Origin of the sequence: Exiguobacterium sp. UBA6282, from assembly GCF_002440475.1 — a bacterium.
In the GTDB taxonomy this organism is placed as follows: domain Bacteria; phylum Bacillota; class Bacilli; order Exiguobacteriales; family Exiguobacteriaceae; genus Exiguobacterium_A.
The window spans coordinates 60,466-83,467 of the sequence record NZ_DJUM01000038.1 but is presented as its reverse complement, the minus strand read 5'-3'; the positions used below and the strand labels follow the sequence as shown (position 1 = coordinate 83,467).

Genomic DNA, 23,002 nt, shown 5'->3' with positions numbered 1-23,002 from the left:
TAGAGAAAAGGAGTGAATGACCATGAACATCACATTTACACCATCTGCTCAGGAACGAATCAATCAATTACGCGGTGAAGTATCCGGTCAACTACACCTCTACTACGATACAGAAGGTTGCGGTTGCGGAAACTCTGGTATTTTCAGTATTCGTCTCGTCGATGAAGCGACACCGGAAGACATGACGATCGACTCGAATGTCGGACCCGTTCTTGTCAAACGATGGTCGAGTCATTTCCTCGATCAAGACATGACGCTCGATTACAACGCGGAGAAAAAAGCGTTGATCCTTAAAAGCGATGGACAATACTTCAATACGAACGTGCTCGTTACGGATCAGACAGGCTGTGTCCTGACAGTTCGTTCATAAGCACAGACGAAAAAGGCAACTTCCGCGATGGAAGTTGCCTTTGTTTGTGTTCGAACAGACAGGTGCTACGTTAAAAGCTTGGATGGTCTGAGTATGATTGAATGTACTAGATGTCTGTCTGCGTCGTGCACAAGCTGGTGAGAAAATCCAGCGCTTTGCGTCCCCCCAGACGTCGCATGCATCATCCTCGCATGCTTATCTAGTATACGAACGAAAGTCGTGTTTGGATTGCTTTATCCGACATTTAGAACGGTCTCTTCAATCGTCCGCTGATTCAGATCCTTCACATGCATCGGCTTACTGTAATAATAACCTTGTCCATAATCACAACCGAGACGTTTCAGGAAAAGATGCTGTTCGAGTGTCTCGACGCCTTCCGCGACGACTTCGATCCCGAGACTCTTCGCAAGCTGGATGATCATTTCCGTGATTGCCGTTCCGCGTTCGTCATGCGGGACTTCATCGATGAACGATTTATCGATCTTCAGGATATCAATCGGGAGATGCTTCAGGTGTGTCAATGATGATAGACCCGTTCCGAAATCATCAAGTGCGATCGTCAGACTGAGTTGTTTCAGTTCACCGAGCATCATCATTGCCCGGTCGAGGTTCTCCATGACGGATGTTTCCGTGATTTCAAGCTGTAGCTGTAGTTCGCTCCCATTCTTCAATGAATGGTGGACGATTTCCTTAATCATTAAGTTGTGTGACTCGGACCGGAAATGCATCGCCGATAAGTTCACCGAGACTTGGCGAATGAAATAATCTTCCTTCTTCCAAATCTCCATCTGGGCGACGGTCTCTTTGAGTACCCACTCAGTTAAACGGTGAATCAAACTGTATTTTTCTGCAAGCGGGATGAACTCCGCCGGTGAGATGAAACCAAACTTCGGATGATTCCAGCGGATCAAGACTTCCGCTTGATCAACTTTTCCCGTCGCAAGGGCGATCTTCGGTTGATAGACGAGGGCGAACTCCTTGAAATCCGTCATCGCCCGGCGTAAGGATCCGACAATCAATTGCTCTCTACGATCCGAGTGTAGTGAGTCATCATACACGATGAAGCGATCACGCCCCTCATTTTTGCCAGCCCGAAGCGCACTCTCCATCTGACCGATTCGCATCTCAAGTGATTCCTTCGCATTCGGGAGGATCACGCCCATCGTTGCTGTCAAATGAACCGGTTGATCTTCGAGATCAATCGGAAGACGTACATCGTCTAAAATTTGTTCGAAGACATCTGTCATGTCTTCTTGTGAGACACGTTTGATGAGGAAGAACTGCGTCCCGTTATAACGAATACACGCTTCATCTTCCTTCAACGTCTGTAACATCCGTTCTGCGAATTGGCGGATGACCGCATCTCCCTTATCGAATCCGAATGTGTCATTGACCCATTTGTATCCATCGAGATCAAGTAACGCCATCGCCATCTCCTGCTTAGCACGACCATACTGGGCATCGACTTTCGTCATGTGATGATCGAGCCATCGTCGGTTGTGTAATCCCGTCAGATGATCGGTATACGCCATCATCTGCAGTGCACGACGTTCGAGGTGAATGTAGAGACCTGCAATCAACACGAGAATCAAGAAGACCGGTATCGCGACTTCATTCAAGATGTTCGACGTGATTGGAGCATCACCGATAAGTCCGGCATCTGAGGCTGGAATACAGAACGATGTGCCGAGCATTCCGACATAATGCATCGAAGAGATGGCAAACCCCATCACGACTGCGATGGGAATCAAGATCCGTTTCTTAGCGACATGTCTCAAGCGATGAAGCAGTAGCAAGGCGATATAGGCGACAGTGACTGCAATCAGGACGGATAAAAAAAATAAACTCTTCTCATACCGAACGGCTCCACCGAACTCCATCGCCATCATGCCAAGGTAATGCATCGTAGCGATTCCGCTCCCCATCAGGGACCCTGCTAAAATGACCTTCTTTCGCGTAATCGTCGACGAGTACAACAAATGAAAGGCAATGAAAGCAGCCAAAATAGCGGGAATGACGGATAAGAACATTAAAAACCAATCATAGCGAACCGTGACGGACAGAGCGAATGCTCCCATCCCGACGAAATGCATTCCCCAGATCGATAACCCCATCGTCAACGACGAGAGGAACAAGGCACGCTTCTTTAAGGAAGTCGCTTTCGCTAGACGACGATTTAACTCCAGTGAACCATATGAGCCGAGGATGGCAACGAGCACCGATAACACGACCAATGTCACTTCGTAGTGTTTCGTTAAGATGATCCATTCATTCATTGTATGAGGTCTCTCCTTATGAAATGTCATTCTCCTAACTATCGTCTGCTCTGACTCTTTTTTTCAGTGAAATTTAGAAATTCGTTTGATTTCTTATCATTCCATCACTTTTTTACCTAATCCACTCGACATCTTACACAAAAACGGATCCGCTCGAGACGGATCCGTTAAACATCATTTTTAGAGTGCTACCGATGCGACGATTTCACCCGTCGGTTTTTCTAAATCCGGTTCGGGTTCGACCGTGATGGCGACGGCATCAACTTTTCCGTCTCCTTTAAGCGGGAAGACAGCTGCTGCCTCTCCATCTTTTTCGATGACACCGTTCGCAGTAGGTGTCTCTCCTTCGAGCGTCCACAATTGATAGAGCTGACCTTTTTGAAGCGGTGGTAAATCTTTCAGTTGAACGAGCATATACGATTTATCGTTTTGCGTGAAAATCATGCTCGATCCTTTAATGGACTCGGTACTTTCAAAGTTCCCCATCCCTTTGATCTCATCCATGGCTAACGTCTCTGGTGTATCTGTGCTCTCTTCCTGTGACAGGAAGTAGGCATTCGCACCAAGCGAGAGAATCAAGGCAGCGGCGATACTCATCAACCAACCGAGTGGCACACTCTTCTTCTTCGTTTGTTGCTGACGTGCTTGTTTAATGTCTACCGGAGTAGTCATCGGTGCTTCCTTCGGAGACGCTGCCTCTGCTGAACCAAGGACTTCTCCAAGAATTCGTGCTTTCATACCTGCAGGAACGGGTCGCTCCGGAAGCGATTCAGCGATGGGAAGCATGAGTTCTTCCATTTCTAAAAGCGCTTCACGACATTCTTCGCACGTCGAAAGATGCGCTTCGAACGCGTCGCGATCAGCTGCGGATAATGTTCCATTAAAATAATCGATTAAGTCATGACAACGTTCTTCCATCTCGTTCCCTCCCATCCATTCGTTTTCGTAATGCTTGAATCGCGCTCCTGATTCGCGTCTTGACCGTTCCAAGAGGTAAATCGAGCTGCTCTGAAATCTGTTGTTGCGTCATCCCCTGGAAGTAAACGAGTTCAATCAGCTCTTGCTGTTCTGGCTTCAATTCACTGACCGCGCCGCGTACTTCAGCAGCCGTTTCACGCTGCATGACCGTCCGCTCGACCGGCTCGTCGTATCCACCATCCCGCTCTTCGACTTCGATCGTCGGTTGTCGCTTTTCACGACGGAGACAATCGAGTGCCGCGTTACGTGTAATCGTTAAAATCCACGATGAAAACTTTCCTTTTTGTGTATCAAAATCAACACGACCATTCCAAATCTTCATCCATACTTCCTGTATGACTTCTTCGGACAACCGGTCATTATTCGTAAAGCGATGGGCGAATGAAAACAATAACCTCTCGTACTTATCGTATAATGTCTCGAGAGCTTGCTCGTCACCGCTACGCATCAGATGATAAAGCGATTCATCGGATTGAGTGTGCATCCTTCTCCTCCTTCTGACGTCAGCCCTATCATATAGTATACGCAAGCTGACACCAAATCGTTTTCGATTTCATCCATTTTCTAAGTAAAAAACTTCACCACATCCATATTCCCTCATTCTATTAAAAGTATAGCTTAAAATTCTGCTGAATTGACAGCGATACCGTAATGGGCATAGCATAAAGATACTACATGACGTCAGGTCAACGGGAATCGGAGGAATAAAGATGGATTATGATCGGAAGATGAAAAACCGTGTTAGTCGGATTGAAGGACAGCTACGAGGTATTTTACGGATGATGGAAGAAGGGCAAGATTGCCGCGATGTCATCACCCAGCTCTCCGCTGCCCGTTCTGCGATTGACCGGACGATCGGCGTCGTCGTTAGCTCGAATTTGATCGAGTGTGTCAAGGAAGCAGAACAAAACGGCGATGGACAAACAGAAGAACTCGTGAAGGAAGCGGTCAACCTACTGGTGAAAAGCCGCTGACGTCACGTTCATACCGATAGTCTGCTTTGGAAGCAGGCTATTTTTTAAACGTTTCTTTTCCCAAAGTCGATGCGAGTGTACACCTTGACTTAGGTTTGATTGCGTATCAAAACAGGTATACTAAATTGTTATTACTTGGACAGCATGTAGAGCCGTCCGCTTAGGAGGAAGAGTACTCATGACCGTTTCCCTATTCATTGATATCACGTGTAAGACAGGTGAATCTCCTGTTTACGACGCAAAAACAAAACGCTTTTATTTCGTCGATATTCCGAATCAACTGCTCTTTTCATATGATCTTGTTACAGAAGCACTTAAACCATATACGTTGCCAAGCGCTATTACATCGATTGCCTTGACGGACGCTCCGGACTTATTGCGTGTCACATCAGCACATGGCTTTGGCACGTTCGATCTCAAGGAAGGTCATCTGTCTCTCGAACATCAATTGTCATTACCGGATTCTGATCGGATGAACGATGGTAAGCTCGATCCGACCGGACAATATGTCGCTGGTAGCATTAATGAAGAAGACGGTAAAACAGCTGGGCTGTTCCGTCTGCGTCATGACGGTTCCATCGATGTTTTACACGAAGACTTGACGAACTCCAATGGACTCGTCTGGTCAGAAGATGGCAAGACGCTCTATCATATCGATACACCAACAAAAAAAGTCTATGCCTTCGACTACGCTCCCGATGCCCCACTTTCGAATAAACGCGTCGCCGTTGATCTCGAAGAGGAAGAAGGATTCCCGGATGGTATGACGAAGGATGCTGAAGGTCATGCTTGGATCGCACATTACGCCGGATCATGTATCACACGTTGGAATCTTACGACGGGCGAAAAACTGGATCATGTCGACTTCCCTGTCTCGAATCCGACATGTCCGATTTTTTACGAAGATCGATTACTCGTCACGACAGCTGCCAACGGAGATGATGCACCACATGCCGGTGCTGTCTTCGCTGTGACATTTGAATAATTAGCATGGGAGGGATCATCTAGTAATAGATGGTGCCTCTTTTTACACATAATCCGTCTAGACGCCTATTCAAAAACAGACGATACTAAAGAAGAAGTCTATTTACTTTTTGAAGGAGTGAAGCCGATGCGTGTCACGATCATCGAACGTTTACACCAATTGCAGACGACCCCATCCTTTTTCCCGGTCAATTGCTACCTGTTTGAAGAAGCAGACAGTTTGACATTGATTGACGCCGGACTCGGAATCAACGCAAAGGCGCTTTATCACTATATTCGAAAGCAAGAAAAACCGCTCGGCGCGATTATCCTGACACACGCACATGCCGATCATGTCGGCTCGCTCGATTTCCTTGCGAATGCCTTTCCTCTCGCTCAAGTCTGCATCAGTTACCGTGATGCCGCATTGCTCAGTGGGGACGAGACGCTACGCGAAGGCGAAACGACTCCTTTAAAAGGCGGTATTCCGAAAAACATCAAAACACGTCCAGATCGTTTGCTCGAAAGTGGTCAACAAGTCGGTAGCCTCAGCGTCATCGCCTCGCCAGGTCATACACCTGGTTCGATTTCTCTTTGGCATGAAGGTAGTCGGATGCTAATCGCCGGAGATGCCTTTCAGACACAAGGGGGACTCGCTGTCTCCGGTGACGTCCGTTGGCAATTTCCGTTCCCAGCACTTGCGACATGGGATCCGGACGTTGCTCTTCGCTCCGCCGATCAATTAACGGAACTGTCTCCAGATATTCTTGCCGTCGGACATGGTCCCCTCATCCTTGGACCAAGTTACGAGATGCGCCAAGCCGTCGATCGATTCACGCAAGTCTTACAGACGAAAAAATCGTCACCTTTCAAATAACACACGAAAAAACATCCGCGACGCGTTCCTGACACGTCGCGGATGTTTTTTCGTCCAGCAGTTCAATTCTGTTCTGTAACAGTATATCGATATACACGTGCTTCATAAGGACGTAGTTCATCCGAGATATCTGGATAGTTCGACACAAGCAACTTATCTTGTGATAAAACGAAGGCAGTTTGCATCGGTTCGTCATGCACGTTGAGAACGATCCGCCACACTTCTCCCTCTAGTTCCCGCTCATAGATGTAGAGATACGGATCATGAAGAGCTAAGTCGCGATACGTACCATAGACCATGATTGGATGATCCTTTCGCATCTGAATCAATGCTCGGTAGAAGGCAAGTACGGATGATGGATCGGCTTCTGCTTGCGCGACGTTGATGTCCGTGTAATTCGGATTGACCGCTAACCACGGTTTCCCACTCGTAAAGCCTGCCGCGTACGTACCGTCCCACTGCATCGGCGTGCGGGAGTTATCGCGTGCGAGTAACTGCATTGACGAGAGTACGACCTCCGGATCCTCGCCGCCAGCGACGCGCTCTTCATATCGATTGCGAAAGGCGACGTCTTGATAGAGCGACGGATCCGAGAAGCGAATCCCCGTCATCCCAATCTCTTCTCCTTGATACACGTATGGAATGCCAGGTAATGTATGCAACATCAAACCGAGTAGTTTCGCACTCTCGACTCGGTATCGTTCACTGCCGAAGCGGGTCACTTGTCGCGTATGATCGTGGTTGTTGAGAAACTGTGAATTGACGCCTAACGGATACAAGACGTCATACCATCGTTTCTGAATTTCCTTGAAACGTAAAAGATCCATCGCCTCCATGTCGTCCGCGATTTCGAAGTGAAACAGCGTCCGAAGTTCTTCACGTTCTTCACTGACATATAACAGACCGTCTTCCGGACCAACGAACGGAATCTCACCGACCGTGAACAAGTCTTTCCCGGCAAGGACGTTCGCATGCATTTCCTGAAGGAAGTCGTGCACACCTGGTTGATTTCCGAGATACGATAGATCAAACGGATTGACGACATCCTCAAGCGAACGTTTTTTGATCAAGTTGATGACGTCCATCCGGAAACCGTCAATCCCTTGAGCGATCCACCAGTTCATCATGTCGTAGATCGCTTGCCGGACAGCCGGTTGTTCCCAGTTCAAATCGGGTTGTTCTTTCGCAAAAGAATGGAAATAATATTGTTCGCGCTCTTCACTCCACGTCCAAGGGCTCGGCGCAAAGTACGACCGCCAATTGTTCGGGGGCGTCTCTTTCGTTCCATCTTTCCAGATGTACCAATCATCCTTGTCGTGGATTCGGTCCCGCGACTGACGGAACCAGTCATGCTCGTCACTCGTATGATTGACGACCAAATCAAGAATTATCTTTAAGCCGCGTGCGTGAGCCGCTGTGATCAACTCTTGTAGATCGCCCATCGTCCCCGCCTTGTCCATGATCGTGTAATAATCGGCAATATCATAGCCATTATCGATGTCTGGAGAACGGTAACATGGATTTAACCAGACGATATCGACACCAAGCGATGCGATGTAATCTAGCTTGTCGATGACACCTCGCAAATCACCGATGCCGTCCCCATTCGAATCCTTAAAACTGCGCCAATAGACTTGATAGACGACCGCTTCTTTCCAGCTAGCTCGCTTCATCTCCTCACTCCTCTCCCTACTCTCTATTCCCGCTCCACATATCTGTACCTGTTTATTGGACGATTTTTTTGAATTTCAAAAAAGTTCTTTTCTTTTGACTGAATATTCGTTATCCTTGACGACAATACTACGAAGGAGGCACACATCCATGAAACATTTCGCTCCATCCATCGCCATCGATCGGCTTCCTGCTCCCGTTTTCGCTGAACTTGCGAACCGGATCGGTGCTGTGAAAGCTGCCGGACATGATGTCATTACCCTTGGTCAAGGAACACCCGATCAAACCACGCCCGTACATATTCTCGACGCCTTGAAACAGGCGATCGATGAGCCAACAAACCTTCAATATCCACCATTTCGTGGACATGATTTTCTAAAGCACGCCGTCGCGAGCTTTTATGCGAACGAATTCGGCGTCACGATCGATCCGGCAACCGAGGTCGCAATTCTTCTCGGTAGTAAAGCCGGAATCGTTGCCTTACCACAAACGATCGTCAATCCTGGAGAAGGTGTCATCGTCCCGGATCCGGGGTATCCGGATTACCTGTCTGGAGCAGCACTTGCTGGTGCTTACCCGATTACACTTCCATTGCTTGAGAAAAATAACTTCCTGCCGGATTACGATTTACTTGATACGACAGATGTCGAGCGCGCCCGGATGTTGTTCCTCAATTACCCGAGTAATCCGACAGGTGCGACAGCGACAGCAGAAGCCTTCGAACAGACAGTTGCCTTCGCGGATGCCCATGATATTTGTGTCGTCCATGATTTAGCCTACGGTGGCATCAGCTTTGATGGTCCCACACGAAGCTTCTTGCAGACGGAAGGGGCGAAAGATGTCGGAATCGAGTTGTTCTCACTCTCGAAACGCTTCAACATGTCTGGCTTCCGAATCGCTTTCGCGATCGGAAATCCGTCCGTCATCTCAAGCATCGAGACGTATCAGGAACATCTCTACGTCAGTGCCTTCACACCGATCCAACATGCAGCGACCGTTGCCCTGATGAGTGACCAAACATGTGTCCGTGAGTTAAGTAGCTTATACGAAACACGACGTAATGCCTTGTTCGCGAAACTCGATGCAATCGGTTGGAGCGGACCACGACCGGGCGGTTCCTTCTTCGTCTGGCTTCCGGTGCCTGAAGGATACACGTCCCAAAGCTTCACGGATCATCTGCTTGATGAAGCATACGTCGCCGTTACTCCTGGATCATTCTTCGGCGAATACGGCGAAGGCTACGTACGGATCAGCTTAATTGCTGACGTCGAACGTCTAGAAGAAGCCGTCGGGCGAATCGGAACGCTCAACCTGTTCCGGACACCTGTTGCGGAATAATTCTGAAAAAACATTTGACAGATGGGAATCATTTCCGTTAAAGTAAATCCCAACAGCATAACTACTTATCGAGAGCGACCGAGGGATTAGGCCCAACGACGTCCGGCAACCACCTATCAGGAACGGTGCCACATCCTACAGAATGGATTCATTCTGAGAGATAAGTTACGAAATCTTACACTTTCGTCGCTTTTTTCTGGTTGCTCTGCTACTAGGAAAAAGCGACTTTTTTTGTACAAGGAGATGAGCAGATGATTGAATTCAAACAGATTACGAAACGGTTCGTCCGAGACCGGACCCCGATTTTTGCATTACGAGATGTCGATTTGACGATTCAAAAAGGAGAAATCTTTGGGATCATCGGTGAATCCGGTGCCGGTAAGAGTACGTTGCTTCGTCTGATCAACGGTCTCGAGCATCCGACACAAGGAACGGTAAAGGTCGACGGTGTCTCGCTCGGCGGAATGTCAAAAGCAGATTTGCGTCAACTTCGCTTGCGGACAGGAATGATCTTTCAGCATTTCCAATTGATCCAGTCGCGTAATGTCGCAGATAACATTGCTTTCGCACTGAAAGCTGCTGGCGTCAAACGAGCAGATTTTCCGGAACGGATCCGTGAACTCGTCTCGCTCGTCGGACTCGAAGGATTCGAGACGAACTTCCCGAGTCAGTTGAGCGGCGGACAGAAACAGCGCGTTGGGATTGCCCGGGCACTCGCGAATGATCCAACCGTCTTGTTATGTGACGAAGCGACCTCTGCCCTTGATCCGGTCACGACGCTGCAGATTTTAGATTTGTTGAAAGGTTTGAATGAACGACTTGGATTGACGATCGTCCTCATCACGCATGAGATCGATGTCGTCAAACAGATTTGCCATCGTGTCGCGGTCATGTCTCAAGGGGAAGTCGTCGAAGTCGCCTCTACATACGATTTGTTCAGTCAAGCCAAACATCCGGTGACACAACATTACGTCGACACGGCACTCCAGATCGAACTACCGGAACGCATTTTGCAAGCGACACCGGGAAAAATCATCCGCCTGCAGTTCACGGGCGAGAAGACCGGTGAAAGTACGTTGTCGGAAGCCATCCGTCGATACGATATCTCGGTCAGCATCCTGCACGGAAAAGTCGATTACATCCAAGACGTCGCTTTTGGTGTCCTAATCGTCAGCTTGACGGGATCCTCCGATCAAATCGCACCTGCCCTCGACTGGCTTGCGGCGGAACTTCATACACTCGAGGTGATTCAGGATGTGGCTTGATCGTATACAAACGATGTTACCCGAGTTGTTGAAGGCACTTGGTGAGACGGCGTGGATGGTTGGCATTTCGCTTGCCTTCGCATTGGTCGTCGGGATTCCACTCGGGATTCTCCTGTTCGTCACCGACCGCGGTTTATTCTTTCAAAACATTGCCGTCCGACGTGTCCTTGACTTCGTCGTCAACATCGTCCGCTCCTTGCCGTTCATCATCTTGCTTGTTGCCCTCATTCCATTAACGAAATTCTTGCTTGATAATACGATTGGTCCGACAGCAGCATCCGTCAGCCTCAGTGTCGCAGCGATTCCGTTTCTCGCACGACTCGTCGAAACATCACTGCGTGAGATTCCACCTGGTTTGATCGAAGCAGCGGAAGCGTGCGGAGCGAAACCGTTACGGATCATCGTCAGTATCCTTTTACCAGAAGCACTCCCTGGCATCATTCAGGGCATCACGCTAACGACGATCAGTTTGATCGGCTTCTCGGCGATGGCTGGGATCGTCGGCGGTGGAGGTGTCGGTGACCTTGCAATCCGCTTCGGCTATTATCGCTATGATAATCTCATCATGATCGTGACGATCGTCGTCCTCATCGTCATCGTCCAAAGCATTCAAGCACTTGGCAATCAACTGGCGCGAAAAACAGACAAGCGCTAATCATACATATAAAGGGAGAGTTGAATCATGAAAAAACGATATGCCTTTTTAGCTACAGCCTTACTCGGTGCAGGAATCCTCGCAGGATGCGGAGACAGCAGTGCTGATGAAAAAGACAAGACGATCAAAATTGGGGCGACAAGCGGTCCTTATAGTGACATGGTCAAACAAGCGATTCAACCGCAACTCGAAAAGAAAGGCTATAAAGTCGAAATCGTCGAGTTCAGCGATTATATCCAACCGAACATCGCACTCGGTAGCGGCAATATCGATGCTAACTTGTTCCAACACTCGATTTACCTGAAGACGTTCTCTAAAGAAAAGAACCTCGACCTTAAAGGACTCATCACTGTCCCGACGGCACCGATGGGACTATATAGTAAAACGGCGAAGACACTTGACGACGTCAAGACGGGCGCTGAAGTCGCGACACCGAACGATCCAACGAACCAGGCACGCGCGCTGAACCTCTTGGCAGAACAAGGCTGGATCGAACTGAAGCCAGATGTCGATCCACTGACCGTCTCAGAGAAAGATATCGTCAAAAATCCGAAGAAACTCGTCATCAAGCCGCTTGAAGCAGCGCAACTGCCACGTGCCATCGAAAGCGTTGATGTCTCAGCAGTTCCAGGGAACTTCGCGCTTGCTGCGAAATTCGATTTACTCGATGCGCTAGCACTTGAGACGATGGACGAGCAATACCGGAACCTCATTGCTGTCCAAACGAAAGATGCAGACTCACAAGTCGCAAAAGACCTGAAGACAGCTGTCGAATCCGATGCCTTCAACACAGTCATCGAAAAATCATTCAAAGGTTTCAGCAAACCAAATTGGGCAAACTGATTTTAAAAACGACCGGAATTCAAAAGAGATCATCTCTCATTGAATTTCGGTCGTTTTGTGTTAGAACCGATACCACATGAGTTCTTCATCATGATAGGTACCATCGATTTTCAACGCCCGCGGTTCAATCGCGTACGATTCGAAGCCAAGCGACCGATACAAGGCTTTAGCGGCTTCATTCGTCCGAACGACCGAGAGATGAACCTGCTCGATCCAAGGACGCTCCTCTAATGCCCGTAATGCCTCTTGTACCAATTGCCGTCCGACCTGCTGTTTTCTGATGCTTGGAGTGACGTACATCGCAAATAAATTGGCTCGATGTCGCATCTTGTCCAGCTCGGAGCAGACAACGGTGACGACCCCAACGAGTTGCGCTTCATGAAACGCACCGAACGTCGCTGCCTGTTCGCTCTGAAATCGCGTAGCATACTGGTCGACTGGTCGATCTTTTTCCGCTTCATAATCGGAGCCGAACGCTTCCGGGTGATTCTGCAATGCTTCTAATCGCAATGCTTTATAGAGTACTGCATCTTCTGGATTCAATCGACGGATTTCCAATCTCCCCACCTCCTGCCTTTAGTATAAAACAAACAATCTCATGAAAAAGAAAACGACATCGTGAAATGTCATCCTCTTTTTTACATACTTAAGGTGTTCGGAAATTAATCGTGAAGTACGGTGCGTTGTCTCGGAATGCCACACCGACATCGGCTTGCTTGTACTCTTTTTTCAAAATATTTTCTCGGTGTCCTTGTGAATTCATTAGACCCCAATGCGCGGCAAAGACGTTCGGATACCCCATCGAGAGATTTTCGCCAGCATAGCTGAACGTGATTCCTCCGCGTTTCATCCGGTCGAACGGATCACGACCTTGTGGATCCGTATGCGAGAAGAAATTATGTTTCGCCATGTTTTCGCTATGACCACGGGTGACCGGCTTCAATGCTGTGTACGGTGCTAACGGATTCAACTTATAATCAGCACGTTCNNAGTCAGCGCGTTCCCAGTTCATCAAGCGAAGCATCAATTTCTCATCCGTCGTCCGTAGCGCATTTGACGACGTACCGTAGAAGCCTTTTTTCTTCGCTTCGACGTCTTTCGGAATCGCAAGTGTCGCTTTGACTTTATTGCCGTCATGTTGATCGAAAAAGTACGTCACATAGTTGCCTTTCTTCTCATAAACGGCGGCATGGTCCAGATTCAGCATGTAGTTTGTGTTGCCTTTACGATAGGACTTCACTGCAGACCACCCCTTTTTCTTCAAAGAGGATTCCGTATCCTTATTCAATACTGCACCTTGTGTCGTCACACCGTTTTTGAAACGATATTTTCCGTAGTCCTTACCATCCTTCGTTAAGGCGACGAATTCTTCCGTTGAAGTCCGTCTGACTTCCCAGTCATATCCGGGATACTCACTGCTATATCGATCAATCAGCTTGCCGCCACTTTTCGGGTAATCGGCTTCTGCCTGTTCCATTGGAATGTTTTCGTAGCCGAAAAAGGCTACCGCTGCTACTCCGATGATCAACCATTTTTTCATGTCGTCGTTTCGCCTCCTTTAATCTCATTACCTTTATTTTAAAAGAAATTGTTTCCCCCGAACAGTCATTGGCTCTCATTTGTCTAAATCACATCTTCTGTCCACAAACCTGACACATTTCATGAGAACGCTCTTCCTTTAGTGAAATGCTTTCTTTTAAACGATTCTTGAAAACATTTAGTACAGATACTAAAGTATATTCCCCTTTTCTTAAAATGTGTGAACATTCTTTTATTTCATTCTCAGCGAATTTTGGTTGCTCTCCGAATCTTGACTCGGTATCATTAAAATTCGTAAGCCAAACTTTTAATGCTTTTCTAAATAACATAATGATATGAAGGAGCTGACCTATGGTTTTACTGTATTTCATTTATGAATCCATTGCCTTTTTACCCATTCAACAATACTTATTCTCCGGCTGGATGATCCTTGTCGCCTTGACTGTATCCTTTAGCTTAGCCAATGCCCACGAAGATGTTCGTCTCAATCAACGACTTGGATTTGAAATACTCGTTCCAGGTTCCGGTATGTTGCTCTCAAAACAATTCATTCCTGGTCTCGCTATCATTCTATTATTGATCATCATTCACTTCACGTATATGTTCCGTGCCATCCCGTTACCCGTTGCCTTAATTTCCACACTCTCGATCAGTACACTCTCACTTCTTTTACTCTTTATCCCAGCACGCAAAAAAGCGGACCGCTAAGTCCGCTTTTTTTGATTTTATTGGTATTTCGTTGTTTCAGCTAGTTTGTATTTGTTCGACAATTCAAGCCAGATCGTTTTGCCTTTGATTGTCTTCACTTGAATATATGGACGCCCTTGAGACACGCGAAGTGCGAGCAATTCACCTTGTTGATCGGCGTGTGTTTCACTGGCTTTATCCCAGTTGCGACCCAATTTACGTTCAATGAAGATATGTTTTCCTTTTTGAACAGCACGCCAGATACCGACTTCTGCTGTTCCTTTGACCGGTACTGCCGTTTGTGCACCTTGAATCGAGATGATCGCTGGATCGTGGTCACTCGCGCTACCGTCTGCTTCCATGTAATCCGAGTTGATGTTGACGATATCCGACGATGTATACGACTTCAAGTTATTCGAAATTAAGATATGGTCGAGCACTTGCGCATTTCCGTTGTAGACGTATGAGTAACGCTCAGATTTCGGAAGATCATCGACTGTATTCCAGAGATTTTTCCCTTTCAGGATGTCTAACGTTTCTGAGAACTGGAAGTCGTTGAGGTCACCAAGAACGACGACATTCGAATCTTTGACTTCCGTCTTCAATTCAGAAACGAAGTTTTGGACGATGTTCGCAATCGCATGACGCTGGACTTCACTCTTACGAACGACCGGTTGGTTTTTACCGAAGTCAGCTCCATCGCCACCTTTTGAGTTGAAGTGGTTAACGATGACATGATATGAATCACCATTGAAGAGGAATTCCGCGACGAGCGGTTTCCGCGAACTCGCGAAGTTCGGATCCGTCGGCTGAATGCGACCCGGGTTTTTCGTCAGCTTGCCATTTTCAACTGCCACGGCTTCCGTCGCTCCACCTTTTTCTCCTGGTGCGAGTGATACACGTGCTGGATTGTAGAGGAACCCGACACGGATGTTTCCGCCTGGTTGCCCGCCGTCCTTTTTATCTTCTGGTGCGATGTCCGTATACGCATACCGGACACCTGTTTTTGCTTCGATCGCTGTGATCAATGTCTCAAATGATTTCGAAGCGTCGACTGTGCCGCTATCCGTTGCGCCGTCGTTATCCTGCATCTCTGTCAAACCAACGATGTCTGGTGTCTTCAGGAATGTCGCGATGCCTTCCGAGACACGATCAACTTTTCCGGCATCCGCTGTCGACGCGAAGTTCTCGACGTTGTATGAAGCGACAGTCAGGCGTGATTCACCCGTTTCAATGTTCGTCGGTTGACGTTCCGCTTCGCTCGTAACGAGTTTCGGAAGGTCTGCTGCTTTTGCGAGTACTTTGTAAGCCGAATAGTTGTAGCTCATGACACCCTCAATCGTTCCATCGAATGTGTCTCCGGCTTTCGCACGATACGATGAACTTCCCATCTCCACGAACAAGCGCTCCGGATTGACGTTGTCCTTCGTCAGAATCGGTGTGCCACGTTTCGTATAGACCTTGTTTGCGTCTGTTTGTGTACGGACTGGGATCGTCCGGTTCGCTTGTGGTCCTGTGACGATCGCGTTCGGTAAAGCAACACGCATGCCTTCTAAGCTTTCGTATAAATCGATCGCATCTTCTTCCGGGTCAAACTGAGTGAAGGAATCGTTATCGACGACTTGAGTCGGAATCAAGACGCCTTTATCACCAAGGACGATGCTCGCTGGTAACCCTTCGTTGAGCGCACCCTTTACGAGATTGACTGTACTGATTTCCGTAACGGCTAGATCCGTATCGAATTTATCGCTGTATCCGCCAAGGATCCATTCCTTGACGTAACCTGTCGTCGCGACCTTTTGTCCAACGGCAGCACCGTGGTTTTTCGCGTAGACGAGAATACCTTCTGATGTCCGGCTGTCGTTATCCGGATTTGGATCCTGCATATAGAAGTTGTTCGCGTCAACGACATACGTGACGACACCCGTCGTCCGGACGAGTTGATCTGCGTATGGTGATGTGTGCGCGACGCCTTGGATACTGCTGATTTTAGTGATTGGTGGTGCGATGTAGTACTTGAATGTCGAGACAGCTGACGTTTTCCCGTCCTTGACAGCAACCGCTTGAATCGTCACTTCGTCATTGATCGTAATCGGTGATGTGTAAACCGGACTGTCAACAGTCGGTGTCGTACCATCAACTGTATAATGAATCGTTCCTTCACCTGACAGTGTCACTTGATCCCCACGCTCGACCTCACCGACTGGAGTAGCCGTTGGTGCAACGAGAATATCGCCGGCTTCCGTTTGATGGCTACCGAGATTCGTCAGTGTATCGACAGGAAAGCTCGTCCACTGTGATGGTTCATACGTCTTAACACCTGATGTAACACCTGATTTCCGAACAAGTGTCGTGTCTTTTGCGAAATCAACTGATGAACCGATCGGTCCGATGATATCAAGGACAACGTCGCCCTTTTTTAATGCAACCGGATCATTTCCGTTGAAGTTCAACGAACCCGTCGTCATTTGCGCTTTTGCTTTGATGTCTGCATTCGCACTTGAATTCGCGATAACGAATGTTTTACCTGGATCTACTTTCCCCGATAATGTGATTTTGGACTCAGATGGTCCACCGTTCGTGTATTGAACAAGTGTATAGTCTGCTAAATCAATGATTTGCCCCGATCCATTGTATAGCTCGATTGCCTTGTTGTTACTTGTTCCTTCTATGTATTCAGACAAGATGACGCCTTCGCCTTCTGCCCCGACAAGACCCGCTTGTGGAAGGATTCCTGCAGTCAATACTCCGGCCAATGCCCACTTTCCAAACGTACTGCCGTATTTCATGATGTGACCCCCTATTGAATTTTCTGACACTTCTTTATAATATCAGATTATATTCAAAAGAGTGTATATTTTTCGTAAAAAAAGATACCATCCTTCGTAAATGAAAGAAATGGTATCGCTTACAACATTTTATTGTTCGTCTTTGTGACTTTCGTACCATTTTTCAGCTTGTGATGTCGCAATCGGAATAGCGCGTCCCTCTTCATACCCTTCTTCTAACAAAGCGTTCGCGATCTCAATCGCTTTTTTTCGAAGCGGTGGATCAAAGTTCTTGAATGAATCCGGATAGTTGTTCTCATTCCATGGCATGTCGTCACCCCCTTCTTTCCGCTTTACCCGAAAAAAGGCATAAAAAAAACGCCTCATCAGCGTGTCGTTGTTTTTGGTTGTCATGAGAATCGAGGATTACAGGTGATCAAAACACCTGAAACGACGAAAGCCCTACCTCTCTTTCGTTGTTACGGCTCCTTGGCCGCGCCAGCTGAATCAAGCATTTTAGCAAGAATCGTGATGCGTCTGCAACGGACGCATGATACTGGGATTTTTAGAAATAGCTCGGGAATGAGCGGAAAAGTATCGATTGGAAGGTTTATCTTGCTGGGTCGACTTCTTCCCGTAGTATGAAGAAGGACAAAATAAAAGCGATGACTTATGTCTGACTCATTTGTCAGTAGCGGTCTAAAAATCCTGACCTGTCGATTTAATTGTATGATATGGATTGAAGATTCTCACATGAGTGATCATCCCCGATTCATGACTTATATTAATTTATCATACTTTCTTTTATAAAGTCAATCTTTCTTTTGGAAAATCGTTTTTCCTCGTCTTGGAATCAGAGTTGCACCTGCTACAAAAGCCGAGTATCGTGAAGAGGACTCATTACTATAGAAGAAACGAGGGAAATCCATCATGTCGAATCGACTTATCCATGAAACGAGTCCCTATCTATTGCAACATGCCCACCACCCTGTCGATTGGTACCCCTGGGGTGAGGATGCCTTCACTGCCGCGCGTGAGACTGGTAAGCCAATCTTTTTATCAATCGGGTATTCGACGTGCCACTGGTGCCATGTGCTGGCACACGAAAGTTTCGAAGATGAAGAAACGGCACGACTCTTAAATGAACGCTATATCTCGATCAAAGTCGACCGAGAAGAACGTCCCGACATCGATCATTTGTACATGACGGCTGCTCAAGTCATGAACGGACAAGGCGGCTGGCCGCTGAGCGTCTTCATGACAGCGGATCAACAGCCATTTTATATCGGCACGTATTTTCCAAAAACGCCTCAGTTCAATCGTCCGAGTTTTCGTCAAGTGACACTCCAGCTCAGCGAACAATTCCGCCGTTCACCAGAGAAAATCGCACAAGTCGGTCAGAATATGTCGCAGACGCTTCGCGACGTATTGCAGCCTGCGACGTCTACCCGTACTTGGGATGAATCGATCATTCATGACACTTTCGATCAAGCGATGCGACAATTTGATCGTCAACATGGCGGATTCGGAGAGGCGCCGAAGTTCCCATCGCCTGCTCTACTCCGTTTCTTGCTCGATTATTATCAGTTCGCAGAAGACGAGACGGCACTTCATATGGTCATGCGATCGCTGATCGCGATGCGTGACGGCGGGATGACGGATCAAGTCGGCTACGGTCTATTCCGCTACACGGTCGATGCCAAGTGGGAAATTCCTCATTTCGAGAAGATGCTCTATGACAATGCCTGGTTTGCGACAGTATGCATCGAAACGTATCAAGCATCGGGTCAAACTCGCTTCCGTCGCTACGCAGAAGAAGTGCTGACGTTTGTAGAACAGGAATTGACCGCACCGGACGGCACCTTTTATGCCGCACTGGATGCAGATAGCGAAGGGGGCGAAGGACATTTTTATACGTTCACGGAGCGTGAGCTGACCGACTTGCTCGGACCAAACGCGCTGTTCCCCCGCTTCTATCATGCTTCATCATCGGGAAACTTTGAGGGACGGAACGTCTTTTACCGGACAGGACGAACACTCGAGGCATTCGCACGTTCTATTCACTTATCGCTTGCTGAAACAGCATCGCAACTCGAACACGAGCGCCAAATTCTTCTTCGTGCGCGAAATGAACGCATGCGTCCATTCCGTGATGATAAACGGTTGACATCGTGGAATGCGATGATGATCTCGACGTTCGCTAAAGCCGGTCGTGTGTTTGGCGAACCGTATTATACACGTGTCGCAACGCGTGCAATGACGTCACTCGAGCGATTCGTTCGTACCGAACAGCACCTTGCAGTCCATTACCGCAATGGCCAAGTGACCGGTCACGGTTTCCTCGATGACTATGCGTACATGATTGATGCACATCTTGAACTATTCCAGTCTACACACCACGCTCTCCATCTAAAGGAAGCTTTAGCATTTGCAGATGTGCTACAGGACCAATTCCAGACCGCGAATGGTTATTTTTATCTGACGTCGTCACGCTCCGACAAACTACTTGTTCGTCCACTCGATCTGTATGATGGCGTCACACCTGCCGGAAATAGCGTTGCCTTAAACGCCTTCATCACGCTCAGTCGTCTTACTGGTCGTCTCGTTTATCAAGAGAGTGCTGAACGGGCTCTCGCAACTTTAATAGAGGAAGTCGAGCAACAACCGACTGGATTCGCCTCACTTGTCAGTACCTTCACCTACCGGCAGATGGAACCGAAGGAATTGATTATCTTGCTTCCGGAAGAAGTAGACATCCCGCTCGAAATCAAGCAACTGCAACAGTTACGCTTACCGGAAGTTGCTTTGTTGATCGGTACGAAGCGCGACCTTCTTCCGCACGTCCCACTGCTTGCGGAGTATCCAGAACCAGACGCACCAACGGCTTATCTCTGTCATGATTTTTCCTGCGAACGTCCGACGACGCGTTTAACGGAAATCCTCGCACGTCTCAATATCTAACCATATCCCCTCTTGTTTAAAAAAACAGGAGGGTTTTTCAAAAAACCAGACCCCTTTTTTCAAAATTATTCAATCTTTTGTTCATAAAAATCCGATATTGTCGATAGTAAGGATAGGCAATAGATTTTACAACTTAGACTTAGACATCCTAGAAGCCGATTCCGTCCATCCGGACGAATATCTACTAGGAGGAAAGATACTTTGAACACGACATCATTCTCGAAGACCTTGAAGGTGTTCGCAAGCTTTCTCATCGTTTTTAGCATCGTTTTGACATCTCTTCCGATGGCTGAAGCAGCAACGACGAAAGCGACGACCTACCGTCTGTCTACCGATAGTTATCTGTACGATAAGACGGCATCTTCTCGGAAACGCTTGTTGACGATCAAGACCGGAACTGTCGTTTCATCCACGTATGCTTCTGGCTCGTTCAGAAGGGTCACATATGCTGGAAAAACGGGATATGTCGCGTCGAAATACCTCACGCTGTATGAAAAGAAACAAACCGTTTCAGGACAGCGCTACCTCGTCCTCAAAAAGACACCGATCAAAAAGACAGCAGTGGATACTGCAACGACGATCGGCACGTTGAACGAAGAGGATGTGTACTACACGTCACAACGTGTGACGAATCCATATGGCGAGACATGGTACCGCGTCAAATATGACGGCAAGACAGGCTATGTCGCAGCTGGCGCAAAAGCGGTCGCGTATAAAAAGGTGACGAACACGACGTTAAAAACGATCGATGCTTACATCTTGCGTCAGTACGCTGGAACAGGTTATCCCAAAGTTCAGACCATTCCATCTGGAAAAGACGTCAAAGTCGTCGGTCGGATCGAAAAATGGGTCAGTATCCAGTACGACGGGAAGACAGGCTACATGCATCAAGATGCGTTCGCCTCTTCTGAAAAGCAAAATGTGACATTAATTCCACAAACACGGTATCAGACAAAAAGTGTGACACCACTTTACAGTCAAGCCGAGGCAAAACAAAGTCTAGCGAGTCTACCAAAAGGTACGGTCGTCACCTCGAATGCTAAGACGGCAATCTATCACCAAGTCACATATGCCGGAAAGACAGGGTATGTCTTATCCGCTACGTTGGCAGAATACACAGAAAAAACAAAGCTTCCGTCTTCACGCTTCTTGTTGACATCACCACTCGTCATCAGAACGACACCTGCTGCGAATGGAGAAGCACTTGCGACACTGAGTGCCGGAAACGTCTATTATACGAAAACACGTGTGACGAATCCGCTCGGCGAAACATGGCATCAAGTATCGAAGGAAGGTAAAATCGGATTCGTACCAGCCAATCAAGGGACAGCGATTGCATACGAAACTGAATCAAACCTCTCTTTAAAAACGACGGCATCGACGGCGATTCGTTCGTATGCTGGTCCATCGTATGCAACAGTACAAACGATTCCGAGCAATACCGTCATCAAAATTTCTGGACGGATCGGGAATTGGTACCGTGTCAGTTATAACGGTAAAACGGGATATGCCGCATCAAATACGTTTACGACACTTGCGACGAAACAAACGATTTCAGGCGCCCGCTTCGAACTGGAAAACACGGTTTCCATCAAATCTTCACCCGACGCACAAGCATCGACACTTGCAACACTACAGAGCGGTGACATCTATTACACGACACAGCTCGTCACGTCAAACGGACAGCAATGGCATCGTGTCAGTAAGGATGGAAAGACGGGCTACATCCCTGTCAACCAAGGCAAGAGTGTGCAGTACCAATCGGACCGAATCGTCATGCAGACGACGACTTCGACTCCACTTCGCTCGTATGCCGGAAACACTTACGCGACCGTTAAAACGATTCCTTCTGGCACAAGCATCACCGTCACTGGAATGATCGACGACTGGTATCGTGTGACGTACAGCGGGAAGACGGGTTATATCGCTTCACGCTATGCTAAGGAAAAAATCACGACGCAATCGATTCCTTCTTCTTATTATCGCCTTGGCCGTAGCGTCGAAGTGAAAGCATCGCACCATGCGACAGCAGAAACCGTCGTTCGCCTTTCTTCTGGAGACGTCTACACGACGAATCAAGTCGTCACGAATGGTCATTCCGAGCAATGGCATCGCCTGACAGTCGATGGGAAGACCGGCTACGTTCAAATCAATCAAGGTTCACCGGTCACCTATGAGAGCGTTAATAACCATCGCTATCAAGCAACGACGGATACGACCATCCAATCAGATGCCGGTTCAGCCTATGCGACAGTGACGAAGCTGCCAAAAGCAGCCGTCGTTCAAGTAACAGGCAGTCTTGATCAGTGGTTAAAGATCAGCTATGCTGGGAAAAACGGCTATGTCTTAAAATCAACACTGACACCGTATACCGAAACGAAAAAGATCACAGGTGCACGCTTCTTGGCGAATGAATCGCTCGTCGTCAAACAAGCACCGGACGATCAAGCATCGAATGTCACGACACTCGCGTTCGGAAATGTCTATTACACTTCTGCTTTGATCACGTCGTACACGAACACGTCGTGGCATAAAGTAACGATCGACGGGAAAACGGGTTATATCCGTACCGGACAAAATACGTCATCGATCAAATATGAATCAAAGGACAAAATGTATGTACGGGCAACATCAGACGCTGCCTTACGGTCTTACGTTGGTAGCTCCTATAATGTCATCAAGACGATTCCGAAAAACCTCGTCGTTACTGTCTCCGGTCAAATCGGTGATTGGTATAAGATTTCGTATGATGGAAAAAGTGGATACGCGTATAAGGGGGCGTTCGTGACGACTTCTTCGAAATTAAACGTCTATAACTCTGTCGCGACACCGTATAC

19 protein-coding genes and 1 riboswitch are annotated in these 23,002 nt (G+C 47.8%); of the genes, 11 read left to right on the top strand and 8 right to left on the bottom strand.

Features of this window, described 5'->3' with window-relative positions; translation table 11 throughout:
• The first annotated feature begins 22 nt into the window (after window positions 1-22).
• Window positions 23-370 carry an iron-sulfur cluster biosynthesis family protein gene (locus tag B2751_RS10600; protein ID WP_035410282.1) on the top strand — a complete coding sequence of 116 codons (348 nt, stop codon included), beginning with the start codon at window positions 23-25 and terminating at the stop codon, window positions 368-370.
• A 233-nt stretch (window positions 371-603) separates the two neighbouring features.
• On the opposite strand, the gene B2751_RS10595 is transcribed toward B2751_RS10600, so the two are convergent.
• From B2751_RS10595 to B2751_RS10585, 3 genes are all read right to left on the bottom strand, one after another.
• Complete coding sequence (locus B2751_RS10595) at window positions 604-2,646, bottom strand: bifunctional diguanylate cyclase/phosphodiesterase (protein WP_290774690.1); 2,043 nt, start codon at window positions 2,644-2,646, stop codon at window positions 604-606.
• 180 nt (window positions 2,647-2,826) lie between these two features.
• The gene (locus tag B2751_RS10590) at window positions 2,827-3,564 is read right to left on the bottom strand and encodes an anti-sigma factor (RefSeq protein WP_290752633.1); all 738 of its coding nucleotides are present in this window, start codon (window positions 3,562-3,564) and stop codon (window positions 2,827-2,829) included.
• Entirely contained in the window at window positions 3,545-4,108 is a 564-nt protein-coding gene (locus tag B2751_RS10585) for an RNA polymerase sigma factor (RefSeq protein WP_029342596.1), read from the bottom strand. The genes B2751_RS10590 and B2751_RS10585 overlap by 20 nt, the downstream gene beginning before the upstream one ends.
• Before the next feature lie 226 nt (window positions 4,109-4,334).
• Here B2751_RS10585 and B2751_RS10580 point away from each other — a divergent pair, with 226 nt between their 5' ends.
• From B2751_RS10580 to B2751_RS10570, 3 genes are all read left to right on the top strand, one after another.
• Window positions 4,335-4,598 (top strand): metal-sensitive transcriptional regulator, encoded by a 264-nt coding sequence (locus tag B2751_RS10580; protein ID WP_035410294.1) that lies wholly within the window; start codon window positions 4,335-4,337, stop codon window positions 4,596-4,598.
• Between the two features lie 178 nt (window positions 4,599-4,776).
• Window positions 4,777-5,583, top strand: coding sequence for an SMP-30/gluconolactonase/LRE family protein (locus B2751_RS10575; protein WP_056063188.1), 807 nt, complete (start codon window positions 4,777-4,779; stop codon window positions 5,581-5,583).
• A gap of 126 nt (window positions 5,584-5,709) precedes the next feature.
• Window positions 5,710-6,438 (top strand): MBL fold metallo-hydrolase, encoded by a 729-nt coding sequence (locus B2751_RS10570; RefSeq protein ID WP_035410300.1) that lies wholly within the window; start codon window positions 5,710-5,712, stop codon window positions 6,436-6,438.
• 62 nt (window positions 6,439-6,500) lie between these two features.
• Here the strand turns inward: B2751_RS10570 and B2751_RS10565 are convergent, their stop codons facing one another.
• A complete protein-coding gene (locus B2751_RS10565) occupies window positions 6,501-8,111 on the bottom strand; it encodes an alpha-glucosidase (protein ID WP_290774688.1) in 1,611 nt (536 codons plus the stop codon).
• Between the two features lie 148 nt (window positions 8,112-8,259).
• Here B2751_RS10565 and B2751_RS10560 point away from each other — a divergent pair, with 148 nt between their 5' ends.
• The 4 genes from B2751_RS10560 to B2751_RS10545 all read left to right on the top strand — a co-directional run bounded on the left by B2751_RS10560 (window position 8,260) and on the right by B2751_RS10545 (window position 12,210).
• Window positions 8,260-9,447 (top strand): aminotransferase class I/II-fold pyridoxal phosphate-dependent enzyme, encoded by a 1,188-nt coding sequence (locus B2751_RS10560; RefSeq protein ID WP_290774686.1) that lies wholly within the window; start codon window positions 8,260-8,262, stop codon window positions 9,445-9,447.
• 62 nt (window positions 9,448-9,509) lie between these two features.
• A riboswitch (SAM riboswitch) is annotated at window positions 9,510-9,614 on the top strand.
• 84 nt (window positions 9,615-9,698) lie between these two features.
• Window positions 9,699-10,712, top strand: coding sequence for a methionine ABC transporter ATP-binding protein (locus tag B2751_RS10555; RefSeq protein WP_290774684.1), 1,014 nt, complete (start codon window positions 9,699-9,701; stop codon window positions 10,710-10,712).
• Window positions 10,702-11,367: a methionine ABC transporter permease gene (locus B2751_RS10550; protein ID WP_290774682.1), complete on the top strand. Its 666-nt coding sequence runs from the start codon at window positions 10,702-10,704 to the stop codon at window positions 11,365-11,367. Before B2751_RS10555 ends, B2751_RS10550 begins: the two co-directional genes overlap by 11 nt.
• 27 nt (window positions 11,368-11,394) lie before the next feature.
• Window positions 11,395-12,210, top strand: a complete 816-nt coding sequence (locus B2751_RS10545) for a MetQ/NlpA family ABC transporter substrate-binding protein (RefSeq protein ID WP_290752652.1) — start codon at window positions 11,395-11,397, stop codon at window positions 12,208-12,210.
• A gap of 60 nt (window positions 12,211-12,270) precedes the next feature.
• Here the strand turns inward: B2751_RS10545 and B2751_RS10540 are convergent, their stop codons facing one another.
• The gene (locus tag B2751_RS10540; RefSeq protein WP_290774680.1) at window positions 12,271-12,768 is read right to left on the bottom strand and encodes a GNAT family N-acetyltransferase; all 498 of its coding nucleotides are present in this window, start codon (window positions 12,766-12,768) and stop codon (window positions 12,271-12,273) included.
• A gap of 88 nt (window positions 12,769-12,856) precedes the next feature.
• On the bottom strand, window positions 12,857-13,222 hold the full coding sequence (locus B2751_RS15330; protein WP_422653600.1) for a CAP domain-containing protein: 366 nt from the start codon (window positions 13,220-13,222) through the stop codon (window positions 12,857-12,859).
• An 878-nt stretch (window positions 13,223-14,100) separates the two neighbouring features.
• Between B2751_RS15330 and B2751_RS10530 the strand changes: the two genes are divergently transcribed.
• On the top strand, window positions 14,101-14,457 hold the full coding sequence (locus B2751_RS10530; protein WP_035410328.1) for a hypothetical protein: 357 nt from the start codon (window positions 14,101-14,103) through the stop codon (window positions 14,455-14,457).
• Window positions 14,458-14,474: 17 nt separating this feature from the next.
• On the opposite strand, the gene B2751_RS10525 is transcribed toward B2751_RS10530, so the two are convergent.
• Window positions 14,475-17,225, bottom strand: coding sequence for an FN3 associated domain-containing protein (locus B2751_RS10525; RefSeq protein WP_290774676.1), 2,751 nt, complete (start codon window positions 17,223-17,225; stop codon window positions 14,475-14,477).
• Window positions 17,226-17,354: 129 nt separating this feature from the next.
• Window positions 17,355-17,534, bottom strand: coding sequence for a hypothetical protein (locus tag B2751_RS10520; protein ID WP_035410333.1), 180 nt, complete (start codon window positions 17,532-17,534; stop codon window positions 17,355-17,357).
• 600 nt (window positions 17,535-18,134) lie between these two features.
• On the opposite strand from B2751_RS10520, the gene B2751_RS15325 reads away from it, so the two are divergent.
• Both B2751_RS15325 and B2751_RS10510 read left to right on the top strand, forming a co-directional pair.
• A complete protein-coding gene (locus B2751_RS15325) occupies window positions 18,135-20,165 on the top strand; it encodes a thioredoxin domain-containing protein (protein ID WP_290774674.1) in 2,031 nt (676 codons plus the stop codon).
• A gap of 201 nt (window positions 20,166-20,366) precedes the next feature.
• Window positions 20,367-23,002 (top strand): SH3 domain-containing protein (locus tag B2751_RS10510; protein WP_290774672.1); only part of this gene is annotated, 2,636 nt, incomplete at its 3' end.